The sequence below is a fragment of the Paraburkholderia silvatlantica genome (assembly GCF_003096715.1).
GTDB classification, from domain to species: Bacteria; Pseudomonadota; Gammaproteobacteria; order Burkholderiales; family Burkholderiaceae; genus Paraburkholderia; species Paraburkholderia silvatlantica.
The window spans coordinates 131,893-146,692 of sequence record NZ_QEOL01000017.1 but is presented as its reverse complement, the minus strand read 5'-3'; the positions used below and the strand labels follow the sequence as shown (position 1 = coordinate 146,692).

Sequence of the window (14,800 nt, the reverse complement as noted above, 5' to 3'; positions counted from 1 at the left end):
GGCTTCTCATAAGCTGCGGTTTCCAGCGCCGATCACGAAGCAATGCACTCCTGCGCTGGCGGAACAACCAGCCGGGCAATGGCGCGATATCCGGATTTCTGGACGCATACATCCAGGCACCGGCCCAACGCACTCGCATGGTCGACCAGTAACGTGTGTAGTGCGACGCCCGATCGCAGACTGATAAACGGCTGGTCGGTGCAGTCGACGAAGCTGATCGTACTCTCCCCTCCGAAGAGATTCTCAAGCGGCGCCAGCAGCACCAGTTGATCCTCCCGGTAAGACAGGAACTCAAGCTCAGGCTGATCCACTTCCAGTGCTACGACACCCACATCCGCTCGCCCCGCGGCGACGATGTCGTGCCTGAGCCGCTCCTCCAACGTGATTCTGACGCTGGAATAGAAGCTGACGGCGTTGTTATTCGCGAAAAAACGTCACACGTCCAGTCAGACCTTGAGTGAAAGGCAGCAGGTCAACATGAATTTGCTCGAGTTGCGCAACGCAGCGCCGCACGTGTTCCGCCAGCACGAGGCCGGCAGGCGTCATCGTTACACCGCGCGCCTGACGGGTTAGCAGGGGGCACGCCCTGAGCGGCTTCCAGCTTTTAAGGCGCAGGCTGGCCGATGACGGCGCGAGACGACAGCGTTTCGCAGCGCGGGACAGATTCTCCTCTTCCGCGACTGCAAGAAAACTTTCAAATCCGTAAGATCGTATTGCATATCCTTTGGCTTTCGCGAATTTTGCCACTGTCGACCGTCAAAAAACATCCTCAAATCACGTGAAGGTTGGCACTCATCGTTCGTATTTGACAAACAATCCGTTCGAAAAATCTCGCTGTAGTCCAGGACCGTCGTTGCTGATACTCGCTCCATGTTCGCGGACAACAACGGAGAGGGATGTGAACGCTTCCCCTGAAAAAAATGCCTTAGCTCGACCATTGGACGGGATCACGGTTGTCTCGATCGAGCAAGCTCTGGCCGCACCTTTGTGCACCTGCCGCAGCCAGCTAAGCGGTCCACATTTTCTTGAATACGGCTGGCGCAATTCGTTCCTCGCGAGCAATGCCCTGCTTGCGACCGGCCTTCTGATTCGCATTGACGTACCAAAGACACACGATTTTGTCGATGCAACAGGAGTTCGAACCGCCAGCGCACACCGCTCGTCGAAGTATTGCAACATCACTGGCGAACAGTCTTACTTTCGGCCCTCGTGCGGCCCGGCGAACAGGCGTCGTTCCGCCAAACACCTCGAGAGATAGATGCGTTTCGACCTGACTGATCTTCGCCTGTTCATTGCAGTCGCCGAGGCTGGGAGCATTACGCATGGTGCATCCCGGGTGAATCTTTCTGTTGGGTCGGTAAGCGGCAGAATTAGGCTGATGGAAGACGCAGTCGGTGTTTGCCTTTTCTCGAGGGAACGGCTTGGCGTGACGATGACCGACGCCGGCGTAACCTTGCTGCGTCACGCAAGAACTCTGCTTACGTCGATGCAGAAAATGAGCGATGACCTGGATCAGTTCGCCAACGGCTTGCGCGGCACAGTTCGGCTACTCGCGAACACGCATGCACTGACTGAGTATCTACCGGTCCCGGTTGGGCACTTCCTTGCCAGCCACCCGAATGTCAACATTGAAATCGAGGAGCGACCCAGTAACGAAATCATCAGTGCCCTGATGGATGGAATCGCCGACATCGGAATCGTTGCCGCGACATCAGACAATGCGTCGTTGCAAACCTTCCCGTTTGCAACTGACCGGCTCTGCGCGATCGTGCCCGCCAGCCGAAGCGCATTTGCTGGACAGGCTGATATCACGCTCGGGTCGCTTCTCGACAGCGATTTCATCGGATACACGAGCGGATCCGCGTTGCAAAGTTACATAGCAGACCACGCGCAACGCATCCATCGGAAAATCCGGCAGCGCATCGAATTGGGAAGCTTTGAAGCGATCTGTCGTCTTGTCGAAAACGATGTAGGTGTTTCAATTGTCCCGCAGTCGGCCGCACGTCGCTACAAACGTACGATGGCAATACGGGTTCTTTCTTTGGATGAAGAATGGGCACTGCGCGACATGAGAGTCTGCGTACTGGATAGGGCATCCATGCCGGCCTACTCGCAGCAACTTCTCGCTCATCTTGTCGCCAATGCGAGTCCAGATGGCGTGTCGGATGTGTTTGCCAGAGCCTTCGACAAAACAGAAGGCTGATGCCGAAAATCACGCATTGTCTGCTGCAGGCGCCGATTGGAAAATGGACCTGTCGATGGTTCATTCAAGAGGAGCTCAGGATGTTGCAACAGACTCTCGTCAATAAGAAGACCCGGAGTTGGCTCTTTACCCCTGCGACGCGTCCGGACCGGTTTTCGAAAGCTACCGATTCTGGCGCCGATGTGCTTATCGTCGATCTCGAGGACGCCGTTCCTTCCGGTGAAAAAGTCACCGCACGCGGCGTCGTTAGCCGGCTTATCGAGGACACCAGCCGGCGCGATGCACTCCCTAAACTTGCTGTCCGCATTAATAGCCCGCAAACCGTCGTCGGGCAGGACGATTTGGGCACGATCCTCGCGCTAGCCGGCGCGCCGGATTTTATCCTTATCCCCAAGGTCGAGTCGGCAGATCTGATCAAGCGGGTCAGCAAGCAGATCGAAGACGCAGGCAAGTCCATTCAGATCGTGGGACTGATCGAGTCCGTCAAGGGGTTACGCGAGGTCGATTCAATTGCCCAATCGTCGAAACGACTGCTCGGGATGATGTTCGGCGCAGCCGACTTTGCGTCCGATTCCAGATCGCAGCCGGACTCCCTCACCCTCCAGCTCGCACGATGCAGCATCGCCATGGCGTGTGCAGAGGCTCGTATCTGTGCAATCGATGCGCCGTGCTTCGCGTTAAACGACGCCGTTACACTTCAGAGTGATCTGGTCTTCGCTCAAAAAAACGGGTTCAGGGCGAAGGCCGCAATTCATCCCTTGCAAATAGTGGCCATCAACGTTGCCTACACGCCGTCGGCGAAGCGCATCGAGTGGGCTCGCCGCGTTATCGCCGCTTCAGACAATGGCGCAGGGGTTGTAGATGGACGCATGGTCGACGAAGCGATTGCCCGCGAAGCAAGAGACGTAATCGCCTCCATCTGAACCGCCCAGTCGGGTTCCTATCCTATCCGGCCAGATGGCCTTGTCAATTCGGAGAATGTTATGACCGACGCAATTTCAGCCTATCGGAAAATTGGTGAAAATCGCTTCCGGGAAACTTCGGGACTTTATTTCGAGGATTTTCAGCCAGGGGTGACATACGAGCATCGTCCCGGACGGACCGTTACGGATGTTGACAACATCTGGACGACGCTGCTGACACTCAATTCACAGCAGGTTCACTTCGATGCCGCCTACGCTGCGCAGACCGAGTGGAAGAAGCTGCTGGTCGACAGCACATTTACTCTCGCCCTGCTCACCGGCATGAGCGTGCGCACCGTAAGCGCGAAAGTTGTCGCAAACCTCGGGTGGGACAAGGTCAAGGCCGTTGCACCTGTCTTCGCTGGGGACACGCTCTATGCCGAGTCGACCGTGATTTCCAAACGTGAATCGAAGAGTCGTCCGACTCAGGGCATTGTCACAGTCGCAACCCGCGGGATCAACCAGGACAGCATCGTTGTGATGAGTTTCGAACGAACGATGCTGATCTACAAGCGCGGACACTCGCCCGAAAGCGCCGCCAACTATTGAGGGAGTCTGCGATGAATAGCAAGGATAGTAATCTCGATGCACTATTCGAGAGCAAGCTGACTACGGCGATCGAGGCCGTGGCCAGGATTCGCAGCGGTACCACCATCGCGCTCGGAATGGCGATGTCCCAGCCACCGTCGTTGCTCGAAGCATTGGCGGCTCGTGCCGAAGCCGCGGACCTTGACGATCTGAAGGTCTACTACTTCCACGCAGAAGAGTTTTTGAGAAAGTCTCTTTTGCGCTATTCATTGATGGGACGGATCGTTCCACACTGCATGTTTATGGGCGCCCCGGAGCGGGAACTGATCCAGTTGGGTGACCAGGATGGTGGGCGCAAGGTAGTGTATTTTGTTCCCAATGCATTCAGCCAATCCCCCCGTCTTTTTCAGGAACACATTCCCGTCGACACCATGCTTGTGATGGTCTCCCCGATGGACGAAAACGGCTATTTCACGTTCGGAACGAACAACGACTACACAAGCGGCGTCGCCCGCGCTGCCGGACGCCTGATTGTAGAAGTGAATCCGAACATGCCACGTGTGTTCGGCGATTCGCTTTTGCACGTCTCCGAAGTCGACCATATCGTCGAATCGGATCATCCTCTGCCTGAGCTCGGTGCCAAATCAGCGTCTGACACTGACCAGGTGATCGGCGAGCTGATTGCTGAGCTGGTCACGGACGGCGCGTGCCTGCAGATGGGCATTGGCGCCCTGCCTAACGCGGTCTGTAGCGCACTCACTTCCCATCGTAACCTGGGCATTCATACGGAGTTGCTAACTCCCGGCCTCGTCGATCTCATCCGGCGTGGCGTTGTCGACAATAGCCGAAAGGCACTCAATCGCGGCAAGTCCGTTTTCACGTTCGCGATGGGTGATCGCGCAATGTATGACTTCATGAACGACAATCCATCGATCGAAAGCTATCCGGTCAGCTATGTCAATGATCCGCATGTCATCGCTCAGAACGAGCGTGTTCTGTCAGTGAACTCCACGATCGAAATGGATCTGACAGGCGCCTGCAATTCCGAGCACGTGAAGGGGCATCAATACAGCGCGACAGGTGGTCAACTGGATTTCGTTCGGGGTGCCTACGCGTCGCGCGGCGGAAAGTCGATCATCGCGTTTCACTCGACAGCTGGCGGGGGCCGGATCTCGAAGATTGTTCCGCGGCTTGCGGGTCCCGTGACGACGCCACGTACCGACACCCATATGGTCGTCACGGAATACGGTGTGGCGAACCTCAAGGGCCTTTCGTCCAGCGAGCGTGCGCGGGCGCTCATCAGGCTGGCACATCCCAACGTTCGCGAGTCCCTCACGTCACAGGCTCGCGAACTTCATCTGCTTTAAGGAGAACGACCATGGCGAACACCATCGCAGGATATCTCGCCAGGACACTTGAGGCGGCCGGAGTGAAGCGCATTTGGGGTGTCACAGGCGACAGTCTGAATGGTCTGTCGGATGCCTTGAACAAAATGGGTACGATCGACTGGATGCATACCCGCCACGAGGAAGTGGCAGCCTTTGCCGCCGGCGCTGAGGCAGCACAGACCGGTACACTTGCCGTGTGCGCGGGCAGTTGCGGACCTGGCAACCTCCACCTGATTAACGGGTTGTTCGACTGCCAGCGAAATCATGTCCCCGTGCTTGCGATCGCAGCACACATTCCGTCAACAGAGATCGGCCTCGGATATTTCCAGGAGACGCATCCCCAGGAACTCTTCAAGGAATGCAGCTATTATGTCGAGCTGGTCACAAACCGGTCGCACTTTCCGCGAATCCTTGAACGCGCGATGCGCACGGCGATCGAGCAAAAAGGCGTAGCGGTCATCGTATTGCCGGGTGACGTCGCACTTGCAGATGCGCCGCCTGATACGCCGAAATGGATCGCCACGGCCCCACCGACGCTGACGCCGGCGGCCGCTGATATTGAATATCTCGCTGAAATCCTCAACCGGTCCGAAGCAATCACGCTCCTCTGCGGCAGTGGATGCGAAGGGGCGCACGATGAAGTGATCGCTCTTTCCGAGATACTCGGCGCGCCCGTGGTACATGCACTACGCGGCAAGCAGTTCGTTGAGTACGACAATCCGAACAGCGTCGGAATGACCGGCCTTATCGGTTTTAGCTCGGGATACCATGCGATGAAGTCCTGCGAAACGCTGGTGATGCTCGGCACCGACTTCCCTTACCGCAACTTCTATCCGTCACACGGCAACATTGTGCAGATTGACCGGAAAGCTGATGCGTTGGGGCGCAGAGCTCCGCTAGCACTCGGCCTTGTCGGCGATGTGAAGAGTACGCTTGGAGCTCTGGCGCCTTTGCTCTCGCGGAAAAGCGATCGTCGCTTCCTCGAAAACACGCTGGCACACTACGCGTCCTCGCGCAAGGGACTCGATGAACTTGCCCGGCCGTCCGCAACCGACCGCCCGATTCATCCTCAATATCTGACGCGGCTCATCGATGAAATCGCCGACGAGGACGCAATCTTCACAGCGGATGTGGGCACCCCCACACTTTGGGCCGCGCGTTATCTGAGCATGAACGGCAAGCGCCGTTTGTTTGGGTCGTTCAACCATGGATCCATGGCAAACGCAATGCCACAAGCGCTCGGTGCGCAGGCAGCAGCGCCAGACAGACAGGTCATTTCCCTCTCGGGAGATGGTGGACTCTCGATGCTGATGGGCGATCTGCTGACAGCCCGACAACTGGATCTGCCCGTCAAGGTGGTGGTCTACAACAACAGCACACTCGGGTTTGTGGCAATGGAAATGAAAGCCGGCGGTTACCTCGACACCGGGACAGACCTGCATCCGACCAACTATGCGGCTATAGCACAGGGCGCCGGCATCTACGGCATACGGGTCGAGCAATCGGAGGATCTGCCGGACCAATTGCGTCGTGCGTTTGCCCGACCAGGGCCTGCGGTCGTCGACGTTGTCACGTCGAAGCATGAACTTGCGTTGCCGCCTAAAATCCAATGGGCACAAGCGAAGGGCTTCAGTCTGTATATGCTTCGTGCGGTACTGAACGGTCGCGGCGATGAAGTGATCGAGTTGGCGAACACCAATCTCCGATAATCGGAATGCGGACATCGGGAAGATGATCAGAGGTGGCCTCGTTCGTTCGGACAGTGGTTCCGCTGTTTAAAGTGGAAAGCGCTGGTCGTTTCGCTGCCGTTTCTATCGCAGGCAGCAACGCGAAGTAAACCTCATAGGGCGTCCTATCTGCCAGACTGGAATGGGGCCGTTGCCGGTGGTACCACATCCTGTAAGCTGCGATTGACTGGCGTGCCTGACTGACCGATTCATATGCCTTCAGATACACGTCTTCGTACTTCGCGCTGCGCCAGGCTACAGTCGCGAACAAGGGGATGAAGTCAGGGAAGATGGCTGGACAGGCAACGGCCGTCCTGTGTGCCGATCGCACGCAAGCGAAGCGCGCAGGAGGCGAAACTCGCGCAGCGAGGTTCAATGCGACGCACGACAGCGCGACCGGCCGTTTTCTGGCCGGTGACGCGCAAATCTGGATTTGACGCGAGTCGGAAAATCGCTCTGCCGAATCCGCAACGATCACTTGCACGGTCATTGGATATGAATATATGATTCGTATACGTTTCATATATACAGAGTGACATGGGCATCGTGAACATCGACGAGGACCTGCACGACCAACTGCGCAAAGCGAGTGCCGTGTCGTGCCGGTCAATCAACGCGCAAGCGGCCTTCTGGATGAAGGTCGGCATGTTGTGCGAAATGAACCCGACACAGAATTTCAATGAGATCGTTGCACGGGAACTACGGGCAGCGGGCGTTGCGGCACACTCTATCAAGGTGGCTTCGGCATGACCAAGCGACCCGAAGAAATTGCCTTGCTGGCCGAGTCGGGCAAATTGTTGGCGGATGTGTTCGGTTATCTGGATCGGATGAATTTGATCGGCATGTCCACCATGCAGGTCAACGATCTGGTTGATAGCTTCATCGTCAATGAACTTGGCGCACGCCCGGCAAGCAAGGGGCAATACGGGTATGCCTACGCGCTCAATGCTTCCCGCAACAACGTGGTTTGCCACGGCTTTCCGTCCACGACGGACATACTGCAAAGCGGCGACATCGTTAATTTCGACATCACACTAGAGAAAAATGGCTTCATCGCCGATTCCAGCAAAACCTATCTGGTCGGCGAAGTGCATCCGCTCGCCAAGCGGCTCGTGCAAGTGACTTACGAAGCGATGTGGAAGGGCATCAGGGCCGTGCGTCCCGGCGCCCGACTGGGCGATGTGGGGCATGCCATCGAGCGCCATGCCCGGCAGAACGGCTATTCGGTCGTGAGGGAATATTGCGGACATGGTATCGGGCGCGAGATGCACGAGGAGCCTCAAGTGCTGCACTGGGGACGGCCTCAAACGGGTCTGACGCTGGAGGAAGGCATGGTGTTTACCATCGAGCCGATGATTAATCAAGGCCGTCGTACCGTTCAGACCGAAGAAGACGGTTGGACGGTCGTGACGCGCGATGGGCAACTGTCCGCGCAATTCGAGCACACCGTCGCCGTGACCCGAAACGGTGTGCGAGTCTTGACGTTGCGTCCCGAGGAAAAGATGTTGCACTCGCGATAGTCCCCGAAGGACGTAAATTCCCCCGCCCCGCTTTACTGATCCCATTGATTACCGCCGGCGTGTATATTTTTGATACGTTTGAGTTAAATGGTTGTCGCCTCGACGGAAGCTGGTTGACGCGCATGTTTTCGTCCGGTTCATGATTCGCCTGATCCGCGGTCGCCGTGCAGGCCATTGGCATAAGTGCGGTGCGCGGATTGGAAGCTAAGTTAAAAGATCAAAATAGCCGTTAGTTCACTTCAAGTGACAATCGGTTTGCATTTTGGGACACGCACGGGAAGTACCGAGTGAGCCGCACGAAAACATGCAAGCTCTGTCCCGACGTTCTTTTGTGGAGACCGTCGATAGAAATTCAGTGAAATTTGGGTATTCGGGCGACGCCGGATCGCGGCCGAAGCGCAAACCCGTTAAGCGAGCGCTTCAGCCGGAGTGACGAATCCTATTGCTGTAACGGAAGAAACTGCTCGACGAGCCGCGTCCAGTAGGCTGCGCCCACGGTGAGATTGTCGTCGTTGAAATCGTAAGATGCGTTGTGCAGAGTGCACGAGTGTTCGCCGTTACCCAATCGCAGAAAGCAGCCTGGCTTTTCCTGAAGGTAGTAGGCGAAGTCTTCGCTGCCGGCAAACGGGGCGAAGTCGCTGATCACACGGTGTTCACCGACCAGTTCGCGTGCAACCGCGAGCGCCAGGTCGGTTTCCTTCCTGCTATTGACAAGCACTGGATAACCCGGGACGTAGTCGATTTCAACGCGCGCGCTGTGGGCATCTGCATGAGCCTTTGCAAGCGTCCGTATGCGTGCCTCTATCAGCTTGCGGGTTTGCGTATCGAAAGAGCGAACGCTGACCTGCAGATGTGCACTACCTGGAATCACATTGGCCACCGCTCCCGCGTTGAACGAACCGACCGTCACCACGGCAGCCTGCATCGGGTCTACGCTGCGCGACACTACGGTCTGCAGCGCCATCACCAGTTGCGAGCCAATCACGGTAGGATCGACCGCGAGATGCGGACGCGCAGCGTGCCCACCATAACCATCGATCACGACGTCCACCGTGTCGCACGCCGCCATGAACGCGCCGCCACAAAACATGAAGTTACCGGCCGGATAACCCGGCTGGTTATGTAGTCCAAAGATCGCTTCGCAGGGAAAACGCTCGAATAGGCCGTCCTCGATCATCCGCTTTGCTCCGCTGTCCAAGAGAATCTCCTCCGCCGGCTGGAAAACCAGATGCACCGTTCCGTCGAAACGACGAGTGCGAGCAAGATGGCGCGCGGCACCGAGCAGTATGGCCGTGTGGCCGTCGTGTCCGCATGCATGCATCTTTCCGGGTTCGGCACTAGCGTAGGGCAGACCGGTTTCCTCGACGATCGGCAGCGCATCCATGTCGGCGCGCAACGCGACGGCACGTGGACTGTTCCCGGCCTTGAGTGTAGCCACCATGCCCGTTCCGCCAATGCCGCGGGTCAGCCTGTAACCCCAGCTCTATCTTCAGATGGGGCGTGGACAGAGCGTCGGCGAAGCGGGTGGCATGTTGACGGCACCGCTCTTTGGCGTCGTGCTCGGCTCCTATCTTTCGGGACAATACATGCGCTACAGCGGTAAATACAAACTGCCGCCGTTGGCTGGCCTGGCGGTCGCTGTCCTAGTGCTGGCGATTATTGCATACGGAATTGCGGAGTTGCCCGTGGCGGCGATCATCGCACTCACGTTCTTTCAGGGTGTAGGGATCGGTGCGAGTCTGCCGCCGATGATGGTGTCGTCGCAAAACTCCGTGCCAGCGAGCGATATCGGCATCGCCACCGCCGTGCACACGTTTTTCCGTGCGGTGGGCGGGACGATCGGGGTCGCGATATTTAGCGCAATAGTGCTGCATCTGCTCGGTTCGCATGCCGATTTGCCTGGTAGCGGGCATGGTGGAGTGACAACGCGGCTGGTAACCACGGCCTCGGCTTCGAGCACCGTAACGCATGCTTTCGGTGTGTTCTTCGCGGCATGCGCGGCGACGCTCGCGCTGGCGTGGATAGCACTGAGAAATCTGCAGGTGATTCCATTCCGCGCAATGGCGGCGCGCTTTGACGTCACGAAGGACGTGGGGATATGAACCTCCCTACACATTAGCCAATGTCGCGAAGGATAAAATCGACGGCAGCGAGAAAATCGGCAAGGTCATCGTGTTCGAGTACTTGTGCGCGTACGAAGTGGGTGAGACGGTGTTCGCCCGTGAGCAACGCGGGATCCTGTCCGCTGCACTCAAGTTCGAGACTCACCCCGTTGGGCAAGTGCGCCACCAGGCGCGACAGTACCGGTACGCGCGGCGCGCTCCGTACGACTTCACGCGGCCTGAGCACTGGCGCGCCACAGCAGGCGACCAAGGCCGATTTGCGCTTACCGTGAGAGCATCCGGTTCGGCGACCTCCACTATGGGTACGAATTCCGCCGAGCCCGTGCGAGTCGACTTCCCGGAGTCGATGTACATGGGCCGCCTGCGCTCCTGCATGATCCACTTGCGCAGCTGGGCGGCGTTCATGCCAGCCTTGAGCGCCAGGTCAACCACCGATGCTCCGGGTTTCTCGCACGCCTCGATCAGCCATCGTTTACCTTGGGGATCGAAGCAGCGCCGACCGCCATCGTCGATGTGCGTGACTTAGTATTGTAGGATGGAGAACTGGCGCGCGCACGTTAGGCTTCGGTGGCAGTTCCACTGCTTTCGCAGTGGGCCTCAGTCCGGCTGCCGTGGCCACGTTTCGAGCCCCCGCCTCATCGAACGCAGCGGGCCGTTTTCCGGCACTACGCGCTCTCCTGCCTGCTTCATGTCAACGCTTATGGGACCTATCATGCTGGGGACGCTTTCATCTGCGTTTTGTAGCGAACCTTATAGCCATTGAATAGCTTCAGTTCGCCATACAACCGCCGCTTACTCCACGTCTCCCAGCCGAAGCCCTGTTGCTTCCGGGATCGCTGCATGTGACGCCTGATCTTCTTCTCCACCCAGTCTCTCACGAAGCTGAAGCATTCACTGGAATGCCCAATAGCGAAATAGTTCACCCAGCCACGTAGCATCGGGTTGATCAATGCGACAACACAGCCCACCGACTGCGACTTATATCGCCTGAACACATCCTTGAGCTTTCGCAGTAACGCCGTTCGCTTCTTCAGCTTGGGCGTGTACTGCGGTCGCCACACTTTGTTCCGGATGCTTCGGATGCGACGAAAGTCGAAACCCAGAAAGCCGAAGCTCTCTCCACATGCCAGATTCACGGTGCGGCTCTTCTCTTCATTGATTTCGACCTGCAGTTTGGCAAATTCTTCCCGAAGGCGTCGGGTTACGGCCCCGAGCAAACATGCATGGCGCGGATGGGCATAGATAAGCACGACAAGACAGTTGTCCTGCTTTCCGAGCTGCCCACAGTACCGACGTGCTACCCCGACCGAATGACTTCCCTTCTTTGGAAACCTGTGCCCGGCGGGCAGTCGCGGCTAAGTAATGCGCTGAATCCGCCGCCAGCAATCGCCGGTGCCGCGCCTCGGTATCGTCGCCGGCCGGGAACATGCCATTCCGGACGAAGCCCCTGTGCCGCGACGTTCTGCGGCGTGCGGTTCTATACGAGAATGGGTGATGCTCGCGTTAGACGCACACACGCCGAAGAGAACGGCTACTACTGGATTATTGACGACACCGGTTTTCATCTCCAAGTACCGACATCAGAAAATCGACCACTACCTTGACGCGCGTCGCAATGCGCCGGCCTGCGGGGTAAACAAGATGAATCGCCAGTGTTTCAGGCTGTTGTCCTCTTAGCAGGACCTCGACCTGTCCCGTATCGATTTCCTTTCCAAATAGCCAGCGTGGCGCTTGGGCGATACCGATTCCGTGCAGCACCGCGGCGCGGACATGTTCCGCATCGCCTGTCAGAAATGGGCCGCGAGGAATATAAGAGACAGTTTCCCGGCCGGTCTTGAAACGCCAAGGTCTACGCTCATGGTCTCGGGCGAAGACAATGCCCGTATGTTCATCGAGTTCGGCCAGCCGGGTTGGCTTGCCCCGGGCGGCAATGTAGGCCGGGCTGGCAACCATGACCATCTCCGTGTCCGACAATTTTCGCGCGGTCAGCGAGGAATCTGCCAAGTGCCCGTGGCGAATCGCCAAATCCAGGCCTTCCCCGACCAGATCGACGTGATGCTCCGATACTGATAGTTCGAGCGTCACATCGGGATACCGGCGAAAGAACTCTGGTAGCAGCGGCGTCACACACAGACGGCCGTAAGCGGGCGCCGTCGTCAGTCTGACCAGTCCTCGCGGCGATTGCTGCCGTGCTCCGACAGACGACTCCAGCGCATCGAAATCATCCACCCATGTCTTGGCGGATTCGTAGAATGTCTGGCCTGCTTCGGTGATGACCACCTGGCGCGAGGTCCGCAGGACCAACTGGGCGCCTAGATGCCGTTCCAGTACAGCGATCTGCTTGCTGACGGCCGGTTGCCCGATGCCTTCCTCCCGCCCCACGGCGGAAAAACTCCCGCATTCGACCAAGCGGACAAACAGACGAATCGCATTCAGGCGGTCCATAGACGACGCTTCCATTCATTCTTGAATGGAATGGATGGTATGCCCGGAGGATGCGTTTCGGCAACCGACGGAATTGCTTAAGTTACGGGGAATGCATTTCCGACATCCCCATTCACTCCGGAGATCCCAGCATGAAAGCCATTTGTGTCACCCCCGAACGCGCGCTCGCTCTGCGCGACATTCCGGCGCCGAACCAGCCTGCGCCTGACCACGTATTGATCGACATCGAGGCGTCGGCCATCAACCACGGCGACAAGATCTTCCTGCGCATGCCGGCCGCGGCTGGCAACGCGCTTGCCGCCAGCCAGCACGACGTGTGGGGCGTCTCCGCTGCCGGGAGGGTCGTGGCGGCCGGTGCGGGCGTCCCGGCGCGTTACACGGGCAAGCGAGTCGCCGTTTATCGCTCGCTGAACCGCAGCCCGGACAATATCGGGCTCTGGTGCGAAACAGCGCAGGTACCTTACACGAGCTGCCTCATCCTTCCCGACGACGTCGGCGCGTTGGACTATAGCGGCTCGCTCGTGAACGTGATAACAGCTTATGCGTTCCTCGAAACGATAGCCGAGGCCGGGCATCGGGGCGTGATCGCCACGGCGGGAAACTCGGCAACCGGGTTAGCGCTCGCCGCGCTCGCGCGTCAAAGAGGTATGCCGGTCATTCTTCTGGTGCGAAACCAGGCCACTCAGGCCGACCTGCTGCGTCAGAGAGCCCAGTACGTCCTCGTGACCACCGAAGAGGATTTTGCCGACACGCTCAGCAAACTGTCCACCGAACTCGGTGCCACAGCGGTCTTCGATGGCGTGGGCGGCGGATTGACCAGCCAGATCGCCGCTCACCTGCCGATACGTTCGGCAATCTATATCTACGGCACGATGGGCGGACCGGGCGCCCTCACCGTGTCGGCACCGCTTTTTCTGATGAAGGACCTATCGATGCAGCGCTTCAGTAATTTCGAGAGCCGGACGGTGCGCGAACCTGAAAAGTTGACGGCCGCGCTGAGCGCCCTCGAAAGCGTGATTGCCGATCCTGTATTCAGGACACGTGCGGGCAGGGTGTTCTGTTTCGATCAGATCGAAGAGGCCATGGCATTCGAGGCTGCCGACGGGGGCAAGGCGATTCTGGTGCCGTAGACGGTTACCTGGGCGAGGGTGGTAGAGCACGCTCGCCGGGTCGACCTCGGCTATGAGGTCTCTGGCGGGTGCTTCAATTTGTTTCTGTTTTTTGGTGAGCTTGATCTTGGCCATAACGCCTCCTAGTTCGGGATCAAACACAAGAAACAGCCAAAAGCCGCGGCATCGGAAAGTGTGCCGTAATCGGTCTAGTCAAGGCGTAAGGCTAAACGAGACTAGCCTCTTGGAAAACCAAGTCCAGCAACGCTTAGCAGGTTCCAACGTAGTCCCATCCCATTCTCGGGAATCAATCTCTATGGCGGCAGCCAAATGGCACCCGTCTGTGAGTCGAGGTGCTTGCTCGCGACGTCGGCCATGGGTATCAGCGCGGTCGGCGCGCGGTTGACGGCACCTTCGGGACTTGCCATCGGCGCGATCGTGCCGACGGGTCCAGGCCGGTTTTTCGAGAAAGGAAACGAAGCGATGAGCGACGATCTGATGACGGCATCGGATCTGCTGAGCTCGACCTCACACGCCGTGCGGACGATGTCGCAGTTTCTTGGCATCTAGAGACGTGGCCAGGATCTACAAAAAATACGTTCACTCCCACTCCACAGTCGAGCAATACAGGGAGATGGGAGGTCTGAACCGGCCACAGGTTGCGAATTCAACTTGTGCGCTGCTGCGCATCGCGCTGAGCAGTGAGAGATGATTCCTGGATCGCGACTAACGCGGCGCAATGAGGTCGACTCGCCAGTAGTCGGTAGCGCCGCCGCTACCATGCCCGCCGACCGC

Annotated in this window: 14 protein-coding genes and 5 pseudogenes; 12 read left to right on the top strand and 7 right to left on the bottom strand. The window is 58.1% G+C overall.

The window, feature by feature from the left end; translation table 11 throughout:
- Window positions 1-32 precede the first annotated feature (32 nt).
- Together C7411_RS37860 and C7411_RS38985 are read right to left on the bottom strand one after the other, a co-directional pair.
- A pseudogene (locus tag C7411_RS37860) lies at window positions 33-389 on the bottom strand (LysR substrate-binding domain-containing protein); the annotation flags it as partial.
- Between the two features lie 202 nt (window positions 390-591).
- Window positions 592-747: pseudogene (locus C7411_RS38985) on the bottom strand (helix-turn-helix domain-containing protein); the annotation flags it as partial.
- Window positions 748-898: 151 nt separating this feature from the next.
- Here C7411_RS38985 and C7411_RS22285 point away from each other — a divergent pair.
- Genes C7411_RS22285 through poxB form a run of 6 tightly spaced genes read left to right on the top strand, consistent with a single transcriptional unit; the run spans window position 899 to window position 6,790 of the window.
- Window positions 899-1,258, top strand: coding sequence for a hypothetical protein (locus C7411_RS22285; RefSeq protein WP_110386224.1), 360 nt, complete (start codon window positions 899-901; stop codon window positions 1,256-1,258).
- Window positions 1,259-2,203: a LysR substrate-binding domain-containing protein gene (locus tag C7411_RS22280; RefSeq protein ID WP_110386223.1), complete on the top strand. Its 945-nt coding sequence runs from the start codon at window positions 1,259-1,261 to the stop codon at window positions 2,201-2,203. It begins immediately after the preceding gene.
- On the top strand, window positions 2,203-3,126 hold the full coding sequence (locus tag C7411_RS22275) for an aldolase/citrate lyase family protein (RefSeq protein WP_243413286.1): 924 nt from the start codon (window positions 2,203-2,205) through the stop codon (window positions 3,124-3,126). The genes C7411_RS22280 and C7411_RS22275 overlap by 1 nt, the downstream gene beginning before the upstream one ends.
- A gap of 60 nt (window positions 3,127-3,186) precedes the next feature.
- Window positions 3,187-3,714, top strand: coding sequence for a (R)-specific enoyl-CoA hydratase RipB/Ich (gene ripB / locus C7411_RS22270; RefSeq protein WP_110386221.1), 528 nt, complete (start codon window positions 3,187-3,189; stop codon window positions 3,712-3,714).
- Between the two features lie 11 nt (window positions 3,715-3,725).
- A complete protein-coding gene (locus tag C7411_RS22265; protein WP_110386220.1) occupies window positions 3,726-5,060 on the top strand; it encodes an acetyl-CoA hydrolase/transferase family protein in 1,335 nt (444 codons plus the stop codon).
- A gap of 11 nt (window positions 5,061-5,071) precedes the next feature.
- Entirely contained in the window at window positions 5,072-6,790 is a 1,719-nt protein-coding gene (gene poxB, locus C7411_RS22260; RefSeq protein WP_110386219.1) for a ubiquinone-dependent pyruvate dehydrogenase, read from the top strand.
- 121 nt (window positions 6,791-6,911) lie between these two features.
- Here poxB and C7411_RS38340 read toward each other — a convergent pair.
- Window positions 6,912-7,061, bottom strand: a pseudogene (locus C7411_RS38340) (integrase core domain-containing protein); the annotation flags it as partial.
- Between the two features lie 284 nt (window positions 7,062-7,345).
- On the opposite strand from C7411_RS38340, the gene C7411_RS22250 reads away from it, so the two are divergent.
- Both C7411_RS22250 and map read left to right on the top strand, forming a co-directional pair.
- Window positions 7,346-7,558, top strand: a complete 213-nt coding sequence (locus C7411_RS22250) for a ParD-like family protein (protein WP_110386217.1) — start codon at window positions 7,346-7,348, stop codon at window positions 7,556-7,558.
- A complete protein-coding gene (map, locus tag C7411_RS22245) occupies window positions 7,555-8,328 on the top strand; it encodes a type I methionyl aminopeptidase (protein ID WP_110386216.1) in 774 nt (257 codons plus the stop codon). Before C7411_RS22250 ends, map begins: the two co-directional genes overlap by 4 nt.
- A gap of 439 nt (window positions 8,329-8,767) precedes the next feature.
- Here map and C7411_RS22240 read toward each other — a convergent pair.
- Window positions 8,768-9,808, bottom strand: a pseudogene (locus tag C7411_RS22240) (M20 aminoacylase family protein); the annotation flags it as partial.
- A 49-nt stretch (window positions 9,809-9,857) separates the two neighbouring features.
- On the opposite strand from C7411_RS22240, the gene C7411_RS22235 reads away from it, so the two are divergent.
- Complete coding sequence (locus tag C7411_RS22235; protein WP_243413285.1) at window positions 9,858-10,430, top strand: MFS transporter; 573 nt, start codon at window positions 9,858-9,860, stop codon at window positions 10,428-10,430.
- Window positions 10,402-10,977, top strand: a complete 576-nt coding sequence (locus tag C7411_RS38335; protein WP_220025059.1) for a hypothetical protein — start codon at window positions 10,402-10,404, stop codon at window positions 10,975-10,977. The genes C7411_RS22235 and C7411_RS38335 overlap by 29 nt, the downstream gene beginning before the upstream one ends.
- A 184-nt stretch (window positions 10,978-11,161) precedes the next feature.
- Here the strand turns inward: C7411_RS38335 and C7411_RS38330 are convergent, their stop codons facing one another.
- The 3 genes and pseudogenes from C7411_RS38330 to C7411_RS22215 form a co-directional block, all read right to left on the bottom strand.
- Window positions 11,162-11,611 (bottom strand): group II intron maturase-specific domain-containing protein, encoded by a 450-nt coding sequence (locus C7411_RS38330; protein WP_373682628.1) that lies wholly within the window; start codon window positions 11,609-11,611, stop codon window positions 11,162-11,164.
- Between the two features lie 15 nt (window positions 11,612-11,626).
- Window positions 11,627-11,782: pseudogene (locus C7411_RS38325) on the bottom strand (transposase); the annotation flags it as partial.
- Window positions 11,783-11,993: 211 nt separating this feature from the next.
- Window positions 11,994-12,896, bottom strand: coding sequence for a LysR family transcriptional regulator (locus tag C7411_RS22215; protein WP_110386212.1), 903 nt, complete (start codon window positions 12,894-12,896; stop codon window positions 11,994-11,996).
- Between the two features lie 131 nt (window positions 12,897-13,027).
- On the opposite strand from C7411_RS22215, the gene C7411_RS22210 reads away from it, so the two are divergent.
- Window positions 13,028-14,026 (top strand): alcohol dehydrogenase catalytic domain-containing protein, encoded by a 999-nt coding sequence (locus tag C7411_RS22210; RefSeq protein WP_110386211.1) that lies wholly within the window; start codon window positions 13,028-13,030, stop codon window positions 14,024-14,026.
- Window positions 14,027-14,362: 336 nt separating this feature from the next.
- Entirely contained in the window at window positions 14,363-14,575 is a 213-nt protein-coding gene (locus C7411_RS22205) for a hypothetical protein (protein ID WP_181431362.1), read from the top strand.
- Window positions 14,576-14,800: the final 225 nt, after the last annotated feature.

Coding starts and splice junctions, on each gene's coding strand:
- C7411_RS22280 (WP_110386223.1), top strand. CDS start 1,259: ATGCGTTTCGACCTGACTGATCTTCGCCTGTTCATTGCAGTCGCCGAG.
- C7411_RS22275 (WP_243413286.1), top strand. CDS start 2,203: ATGCCGAAAATCACGCATTGTCTGCTGCAGGCGCCGATTGGAAAATGG.
- ripB (WP_110386221.1), top strand. CDS start 3,187: ATGACCGACGCAATTTCAGCCTATCGGAAAATTGGTGAAAATCGCTTC.
- C7411_RS22265 (WP_110386220.1), top strand. CDS start 3,726: ATGAATAGCAAGGATAGTAATCTCGATGCACTATTCGAGAGCAAGCTG.
- poxB (WP_110386219.1), top strand. CDS start 5,072: ATGGCGAACACCATCGCAGGATATCTCGCCAGGACACTTGAGGCGGCC.
- C7411_RS22250 (WP_110386217.1), top strand. CDS start 7,346: ATGGGCATCGTGAACATCGACGAGGACCTGCACGACCAACTGCGCAAA.
- map (WP_110386216.1), top strand. CDS start 7,555: ATGACCAAGCGACCCGAAGAAATTGCCTTGCTGGCCGAGTCGGGCAAA.
- C7411_RS22235 (WP_243413285.1), top strand. CDS start 9,858: ATGTTGACGGCACCGCTCTTTGGCGTCGTGCTCGGCTCCTATCTTTCG.
- C7411_RS22215 (WP_110386212.1), bottom strand. CDS start 12,896: ATGGACCGCCTGAATGCGATTCGTCTGTTTGTCCGCTTGGTCGAATGC.
- C7411_RS22210 (WP_110386211.1), top strand. CDS start 13,028: ATGAAAGCCATTTGTGTCACCCCCGAACGCGCGCTCGCTCTGCGCGAC.